The 7,385-nt window shown below is 47.8% G+C and carries 8 protein-coding genes; 3 read left to right on the forward strand and 5 right to left on the reverse strand.

Annotated features, from left to right (window positions below; genetic code table 11):
* Positions 1-184: 184 nt before the first annotated feature.
* Both AC5I6P_RS25240 and AC5I6P_RS25245 read right to left on the reverse strand, forming a co-directional pair.
* Positions 185-1,831, reverse strand: a complete 1,647-nt coding sequence (locus AC5I6P_RS25240) for an acetolactate synthase large subunit (RefSeq protein WP_495696533.1) — start codon at positions 1,829-1,831, stop codon at positions 185-187.
* A gap of 99 nt (positions 1,832-1,930) precedes the next feature.
* On the reverse strand, positions 1,931-3,322 hold the full coding sequence (locus AC5I6P_RS25245; RefSeq protein WP_495696534.1) for an NAD-dependent succinate-semialdehyde dehydrogenase: 1,392 nt from the start codon (positions 3,320-3,322) through the stop codon (positions 1,931-1,933).
* Positions 3,323-3,887: 565 nt separating this feature from the next.
* Here AC5I6P_RS25245 and AC5I6P_RS25250 point away from each other — a divergent pair.
* Positions 3,888-4,286 carry a response regulator gene (locus tag AC5I6P_RS25250; protein WP_495696535.1) on the forward strand — a complete coding sequence of 133 codons (399 nt, stop codon included), beginning with the start codon at positions 3,888-3,890 and terminating at the stop codon, positions 4,284-4,286.
* Here AC5I6P_RS25250 and AC5I6P_RS25255 read toward each other — a convergent pair.
* Both AC5I6P_RS25255 and AC5I6P_RS25260 read right to left on the reverse strand, forming a co-directional pair.
* Positions 4,249-4,674, reverse strand: coding sequence for a Na-translocating system protein MpsC family protein (locus AC5I6P_RS25255; protein WP_495696536.1), 426 nt, complete (start codon positions 4,672-4,674; stop codon positions 4,249-4,251). The two genes, AC5I6P_RS25250 and AC5I6P_RS25255, sit on opposite strands and share 38 nt — an antisense overlap.
* A gap of 251 nt (positions 4,675-4,925) precedes the next feature.
* On the reverse strand, positions 4,926-5,105 hold the full coding sequence (locus AC5I6P_RS25260; RefSeq protein WP_495696537.1) for a hypothetical protein: 180 nt from the start codon (positions 5,103-5,105) through the stop codon (positions 4,926-4,928).
* A 209-nt stretch (positions 5,106-5,314) separates the two neighbouring features.
* Between AC5I6P_RS25260 and AC5I6P_RS25265 the strand changes: the two genes are divergently transcribed.
* Entirely contained in the window at positions 5,315-5,902 is a 588-nt protein-coding gene (locus AC5I6P_RS25265) for an SRPBCC family protein (RefSeq protein WP_495696538.1), read from the forward strand.
* 83 nt (positions 5,903-5,985) lie between these two features.
* A protein-coding gene (prfB, locus tag AC5I6P_RS25270) for a peptide chain release factor 2 (protein WP_495696539.1) occupies positions 5,986-7,099 on the forward strand; the annotation gives its coding sequence in 2 pieces (ribosomal slippage) (positions 5,986-6,057 and positions 6,059-7,099; 1,113 coding nt in all).
* Positions 7,100-7,116: 17 nt separating this feature from the next.
* On the opposite strand, the gene AC5I6P_RS25275 is transcribed toward prfB, so the two are convergent.
* The gene (locus AC5I6P_RS25275) at positions 7,117-7,317 is read right to left on the reverse strand and encodes a hypothetical protein (RefSeq protein ID WP_495696540.1); all 201 of its coding nucleotides are present in this window, start codon (positions 7,315-7,317) and stop codon (positions 7,117-7,119) included.
* Between the last annotated feature and the right edge of the window lie 68 nt (positions 7,318-7,385).

The following is a 7,385-nucleotide window of genomic DNA, read 5'->3' on the forward strand; positions in this document are numbered from 1 at the left end:
GAGCGAGAATAACTATATGTCTTCTAGATTAAGCTATTGCCGATTAAGTCTATTGATCTGACGCGATGCCCTGCGACCTCAGATGTGATCGCTATAGGGTTCTTCCAAGAGGTCTAGATTGGGAACTGAGACTATGAGGAGTATGGGGAAAGCATCGTTATTCTACTCCCCACACCCCGGTCTGTTAGATCGGGCAGGTTACTTCTCCCGATCGCTGGGTAAACTTCAAGTTCTCCCGGTAATCCACTGGGCAATCAATCACGGCAGGCACATCCTGCTCTAGAGCTTCTCTCAAAATTGGAATGAGATCGGCGCAAGACTCGACTCGATAGCCCTTGAGTCCCATGCTTTCAGCAAAGCGAACAAAATCAGGATTGGTAAATTTAATAAAGTTGGAATGCCCAAACTGGTTTTGTTGCTTCCACTCGATCAAGCCGTAGCCACCATCATTAAAAATAATCGTGACAAACGGAGTTCCGATCCGGAGCGCCGTTTCGAGTTCTTGGCAGTTCATCATAAACCCGCCATCTCCGGTAACTGCGACAACTTTGCGAGTTGGATGAACCAACTTTGCCGCGATCGCACCCGGAATTGCAATTCCCATCGCCGCAAAGCCGTTAGAAATAATGCAGGTATTGGGACGGTGGCAGTGATAGTGCCGCGCCATCCACATTTTATGAGCGCCCACATCTGAAATTACGATATCATCGGCTCCCATCACTTGCCGCAGATCGTAAACGATCTTTTGTGGCTTAATCGGAAAAGCATCGTCTTTCGCATGTTGAGCATAGTCGGCACGGATGTCAGCTCTCAGGTTTAACGCCTGAGGATCGGGTTTGCCGTCACGATCGCAGCGATATAAAATTTCTTGCAACGCATCAGAAATATCACCGACGACTTCGGCAATCGGCATGTAGCTGCTATCGACTTCAGCCGGAGCAACACTGATATGAACAACGGGCACATTGCCACGAGGATTCCATTTCTTAGGCGAGTATTCAATCAAGTCATACCCGATCGCAATCACCAGATCGGCTTGATCAAATCCGCAGCTAATATAATCACGCTGCTGTAATCCCACTGCCCACAACGCTAGAGGATGCGGATAGGGAATCACGCCTTTACCCATAAAGGTGTTGGCAACAGGAATGTTTAATCGCGTCGCAAATTTCGTCAGCATTTCACTCGCGTGAGAGCGAATCGCTCCATTTCCAACGAGGATTAATGGATTTTTGGCGTCATTGATTGCGATCGCGGCTTTTTCAATACTGTGAAACGAAGCATAGGTTTTTTCACTATCGTCTACCAATAGCGGTTTTCCCTGAACGGGCATCGCCGCGATGTTTTCAGGCACATCAATGTGAACAGCTCCCGGATTTTCACTTTGAGCGATTTTAAATGCTTTTCGCACAATTTCTGCCGTATTGCTGGGACGCACAATCTGGGTCGTCCATTTCGTGACGGGCGCAAACATCGCCACGAGATCAAGATACTGGTGCGATTCAATGTGCATCCGATCGGTTCCAACTTGCCCCGTAATTGCGACCAAGGGAGCGCGATCGAGATTGGCATCAGCAACGCCGGTCATCAAATTGGTTGCGCCAGGTCCTAATGTCGAGAGGCAGACGCCGGCTCGTCCGGTCAAACGCCCATACACGTCTGCCATAAACGCGGCTCCTTGTTCATGGCGAGTCGTAATAAACTGAATTGAAGATGCCTTTAGCGCCTCCAGGACATGCAAGTTTTCTTCCCCAGGCAACCCAAACACATACTCTACGCCTTCTGCTTCGAGACAGCGCACTAATAGTTCAGCCGTATTCATTTCGCTCATTTATTTCATCCTCCTAATTGGAGGATGAAGACTGAGGGATAAGGGATGAAAGAATGCGAACTCTTCTTTTCATGCCTCATCTCTCATCCTTCATCCCTACTATTTCACCCACACTGTTTTAACATTGACAAATTCATACAAACCTTCTTTTCCAAGTTCGCGTCCAAAGCCAGAACGTTTGATGCCGCCAAATGGCAAACGCGGGTCAGACTTGACCATACCGTTGATAAAGACCGATCCGGATTCAAGTTCGCCTATGAAGCGATCGCGCTCTTCATCGTCCTGTGTCCAAGCACTAGAGCCAAGTCCAAAGGGAGAGTCGTTGGCGCGAGCAATGGCGGCTGAAATGTCAGGAACTCGAAATAGAAGCGCGACCGGACCAAAGAATTCGTCGTACTCTGCTAGGCTTCCCTTGGGAATGTCAGATAGAACGGTGGGCGGGTAAAAATTTCCAGACCGATTCGCTTCGCTGAGCGTTGGAGAGCCGCGCATCGGTTCTCCGCCGATCAATAAGGTTGCGCCTTGGTCGATCGAGGTCTTGACCTGCTGGTCCAAGTCCTGAAGAATGTCAGGCGTGGCTAACGGGCCAATATCTGTATCGGGATGCATTGGATCGCCGATCTTGAGAGCTTTGTAGCGTTCGATTAGTTTGTGAGTGAATTCATCTGCGATCGCGTCGGCAATAATAAACCGCTTTGCCGCAATGCAGGACTGTCCACTGTTGATCATGCGTGCCGTGACTGCCGTTGCAACCGCCGCCTCCAAATCCGCACTCGGCATGACGATGAACGGATCGCTGCCTCCCAGTTCTAAAACAACTCTTTTAATCTGCTTACCTGCCGCTGCCGCTAAGCTTGCCCCAGCAGGTTCACTGCCAGTTAAGGTGGCAGCTTTGATCCGATCGTCGCTCATCAACCCGGCGATCCTATCGGCTCCGATTAATAGAGTTTGGAAGGCTCCGGTTGGGAAGCCCGCTTTGGTAAAAATGTCTTCGATCGCAAGAGCGCACTGCGGCACGTTCGAGGCATGTTTAAGCACGCCGACATTACCTGCCATCAGTGCAGGAGCCGCAAATCGAAAAACCTGCCAAAAGGGAAAATTCCACGGCATCACCGCGAGAATGACCCCCAGGGGCTGATAGCGGATAAAACTGGTCGAGGCATCGGTCTGAGCCGGAACGTCTGCGAGAAACTTGGGCGCGTGATCGGCGTAGTAACGACAGACCGAAGCACATTTTTCAACTTCCCCGATCGCCGCTTTGATCGGTTTGCCCATCTCTAGCGTCATCAGTTCAGCATAGTGCTGTTTGTCGTTCTCTAATTGGGTTGCCGCCTGGTGGAGCCACTGCGATCGCTGATGTATCGGTGTCCAGCGATAATCTAAAAATCGGCTGTGAGCTAGTGCCACTTTAGCGTCTAGCTCAGCGTCAGTTAGTGGATCAAAGGCTTGTATCGTTGCTCCGGTGCTGGGATTAACTGTAGCGATTCCCATGTCCCGCTCTCCATAACTTAAGGGTACTCAGCATTTCTTTTACCTCAGAATTGCCTTTCTGCCCTTATTGTCGGTTGGATTTCATGAAATGTGCCGTAAATCTAGCAGAAATGTCACATTTAGTATTTCAAGATATACTCTACTGGTGCTATTACCTTAGTTTGTATTTCATAAATTGAGTACCATAAGTACCTCTTTCAAAGCCTTCTTGTTAAACGTTGCTAAAAACTTAAAACTTTCTGCTTTGTCCGGCAGCGTTCAAAACTTATGGTAGATTGAAAATAGATTAGAAACTTGGTGCAATTGTATAAGCTTCTTCACTAACTTGTTATAATTCTTTACAGACTCTAGAGATCTTTACAGAATGCGCGGATCCAGCAAGACGTGCAAATCTGGCAACTAGAGGAAATAGATAACCTGCGAGATTGGGCAAACTTTTCTAGCTCACTTCTGACGCTTGAATATACTATGTCTTTCTAAGTCTTGCTAACCCTAAACCTTGAGCATTGCTTGTTTACAGATGAAGGTCTGACCTATCTCCCTTAAAACCCTGTCCCCAAATGCTATGTGTATTCCGTCTCGGAGACCGTTAATTCTTGCTGTTGACGACAACGAAGATAATTTATTTCTACTGCAATATCAGTTGCAGGATACGATCGATTGCTCATTGATGACCGCAACCGATGGCAAATCTGCGTTAGCAATGATTGACGGTAAAACCCCAGACCTGCTGTTGCTCGATATCGTTTTGCCTGACATGGATGGCATGGAAGTGGCACGACGCATCCGAGAATGTCAAAAGACAGCCGATCTTCCCATTGTAGCGCTGACAGCATCGGCTCGAAAAGAAGATCGCAATCGCATTCTAGAGGCGGGCTGCAATGACTATCTCAGTAAACCTTATGATTTGACTGATCTAGAGAAAATTATTCAGCGTCATTTAATGTGTCCTCAGAATCTTTAGGGCGGCGCTGACTTTGAGAATCTCGGAATTGGGGAGCGTCTTCTAATACCGCGATCGTGCCCGTGCGCCCAGTATCAAATTTGGCATCAGTTAGCACATCAATCACTTGCACTCCGACAATCTCTTCAATCAGTGCTTTCAATTCAGGGCAGATCGCTTTATCTAGATCGTCATGAACTTTCTCGGCCAGATCTTGTTGCCCCTGTTCTACCAAAACCTGCTCCGGTTTTGTAATAGAATCTTCTAGAATAATCATAATTTTTCCGTCTGAAATGTGACACTGCACCTTGCTAGGTTGATGCCCCAGGCTAGAGCGGTAAAGCGCTAAAACTTTTTGCGAAAGAGAGCGCTCCACTTGTCCGCGAGTCGGTAAAGAAATAGATGTCATAGCGTTAAAGTTAGTAATACAAAAATCGAATACGGTAAGATTATTATCCTGTGTAAGCCTTGCGCTCCAATCTCTCCAGAGAAAGGTTTTGTAGTATCCAAAGGAGTTTCAAACGAAATCGTTCTCTCGTTCTTCCTCTAACATAAGAGCGAATAGATAGAGATAGAAGCAAGGACATTATTCAATTGCAATTAGTGCAATTAGCAGAATGAACGCGTTGAGAATGAATTTGAGTTGTAGTCTTTGCTACTTCATCTTGTTTCAATCAAGCCATTCACGATAATTAGCGCGATCGACAGCGATATCAAAATTCCCAGTACAAATCCAGGTAGAAACGTGAGCAGCCCAATGCCGCGTAAGAGCCATGCGATCGCGGTTAGAGCTAATACTCCAATAAATACAACTTCTCTAGAGCTTGAAGGTTGGCGCACGGTTAGTCCTCAATAGTGCTTCCGATACTTCATGCTACACGACTGCTTTACTCCACTCCCCAAATCTAGTTCTGATAACTTTGAATCAATCGATTTCGCGAAATCTTCACGCAGACCTGATTCAGCTTTAACTGTTTTACAACAAGTTTGTTGCTATGGTTAACGGTAAGTTCATGTCAAGTTTGATGAACCGTTGAGGAGTAGAGTCTATGAATCAGGTGACAAATCGTGGAATAGCTATCACAGGGCATAATGCTGAGGGAACCGCGATCGCGATTTCAAGCATTGATCCGACAAGTATTAATCCGATGCTGCTAGGTGGGGAAATTCTGCTCAAAACTCATCCCTATTCGGCTTGGGGCGGCGCGGTGACGGCTCAAATGTACCTTCCCCTTGAGGCATCGCAGGTTTGGCATCAGCTAACTGATTACCCTCGCTGGACACAGTACTTTCCCGACATCACCCGCAGTGAAGTGATTCAGGTGGTTAAAGCTGGCTCTCTAAAACGGCTGCATCAAGCAGCAAGTAAAGCGTTTTTGTTTTTTACGGCTCAAGTCGATATTTACCTCAAAGTGTTAGAAACGCAGTATCAACGCATTCAGTTTTCGCTCGAATCAGGCAGCTTTAGCGATTTCTCGGCAGACCTTCAGATCAAAAGCTATAACGGGGGAACGGTCTTGACCTACTTGGTACAAGCAACACCGGTGATTCCTGTTCCCAGAGTATTGATCGAGCAGGCAATTCAGCTAGATTTGCCGACAAATTTGCGGCAGATGCGGCGAGTCATGTGCGGCTAGTGCAGCGGCGGAAGTTTAGCGAAGCCAATCGTTCGAGTTTCTACTAAAATTATCAATACTGTCTGAGAGAATCTCAAAACCGTATGGATACTGTAGACCTGAAACGTGACGTAGACTTGTTATCTTCGCGCCTGGGTAAAACCCAGGACTATCTTTGACGTTCCTGCTCTGACTGCCAAAATTCAAGACTTGGAGCAGATCGCGTCGCAACCCGATTTTTGGGATGATCAAACCCAAGCCCAGCGATCGCTACAAGAATTAAACGATTACAAATCTCATCTTCAGCAGTTTGACCAATGGAAAGCGTACTTGGCGGACGCTGAAGCTACGCTAGAACTACTTGATTTAGAACTGGATCAATCGCTGCTTGAAGAAGCTGAGGCAAAAACCACTCAACTTAAGCGCGAACTCGACCAGTGGGAACTCCAGCAAATGTTGTCAGGCCCCTACGATGCGAAAGGGGCCGTTCTCACCATTAATGCCGGGGCAGGGGGAACGGACGCGCAAGATTGGGCAGAGATGCTGATGAGGATGTATACCCGTTGGGGTGAAGCGCACCGCTACAAAGTCCACCTGATGGAGCTATCAGAAGGAGACGAGGCAGGCATCAAGTCAGCCACGCTAGAAATTGAAGGGCGCTATGCTTACGGCTATCTCAAGTCCGAAAAAGGAACTCATCGTCTGGTGCGGATTTCACCCTTTAATGCCAACGACAAGCGGCAAACGAGTTTTGCAGGGGTTGAAGTCATGCCGATGATTGATACTTCGGTGCAGCTCAATATTCCAGATAAGGACTTAGAAATTACGACAACACGGGCAGGCGGAAAAGGTGGGCAGAACGTCAACAAAGTTGAAACGGCGGTGCGGATTGTCCACAAGCCGACTGGGTTAGCAGTGCGCTGTACTGAGGAGCGATCGCAGCTTCAAAACAAGGAGAAAGCCCTGGCGCTTTTGAAGTCAAGGCTGCTTGTGATTGCCCAAGAACAACGGGCTAAGGAGATTTCTGATATCCGGGGCGACATGGTAGAAGCGGCCTGGGGCACACAGATTCGCAACTATGTGTTCCATCCTTACCAGATGGTGAAGGATCTGCGGACGAATGTTGAAACAACGGCGGTTCAGGATGTGATGAATGGAGAATTAGATGCTTTCATTGAGTCCTATTTGCGGCAGGAAAACCAATTGGTTGAGGCGTAATCGCAGTGGCAGCGGATTCAACGTAAATTTCTTTCGAGGCGACCGTCTCTGACCCACTCAGAACCCTCTGCAAACCCTCGGCGGTAATGGAAAAACAGACTCAGTAACCGATGTTGACCCAACGGTAAACCGTTATGCAATCCACTCCGCCAGCCCAAGCTGTAGAGCTTGTAACCGACGTAGCCAATTCGTTGATAATTCATGTGGTGAAATCGCATGTCATACCTCCATTGATATAGCGCTACGCGAGTACGTTAGGACAATGCCTGAAGGCGGCATCGACACA

This window comes from Myxacorys sp., from assembly GCF_059501405.1.

Coding starts and splice junctions, on each gene's coding strand:
- AC5I6P_RS25240 (WP_495696533.1), bottom strand. CDS start 1,831: ATGAGCGAAATGAATACGGCTGAACTATTAGTGCGCTGTCTCGAAGCA.
- AC5I6P_RS25245 (WP_495696534.1), bottom strand. CDS start 3,322: ATGGGAATCGCTACAGTTAATCCCAGCACCGGAGCAACGATACAAGCC.
- AC5I6P_RS25250 (WP_495696535.1), top strand. CDS start 3,888: ATGTGTATTCCGTCTCGGAGACCGTTAATTCTTGCTGTTGACGACAAC.
- AC5I6P_RS25255 (WP_495696536.1), bottom strand. CDS start 4,674: ATGACATCTATTTCTTTACCGACTCGCGGACAAGTGGAGCGCTCTCTT.
- AC5I6P_RS25265 (WP_495696538.1), top strand. CDS start 5,315: ATGAATCAGGTGACAAATCGTGGAATAGCTATCACAGGGCATAATGCT.
- AC5I6P_RS25275 (WP_495696540.1), bottom strand. CDS start 7,317: ATGCGATTTCACCACATGAATTATCAACGAATTGGCTACGTCGGTTAC.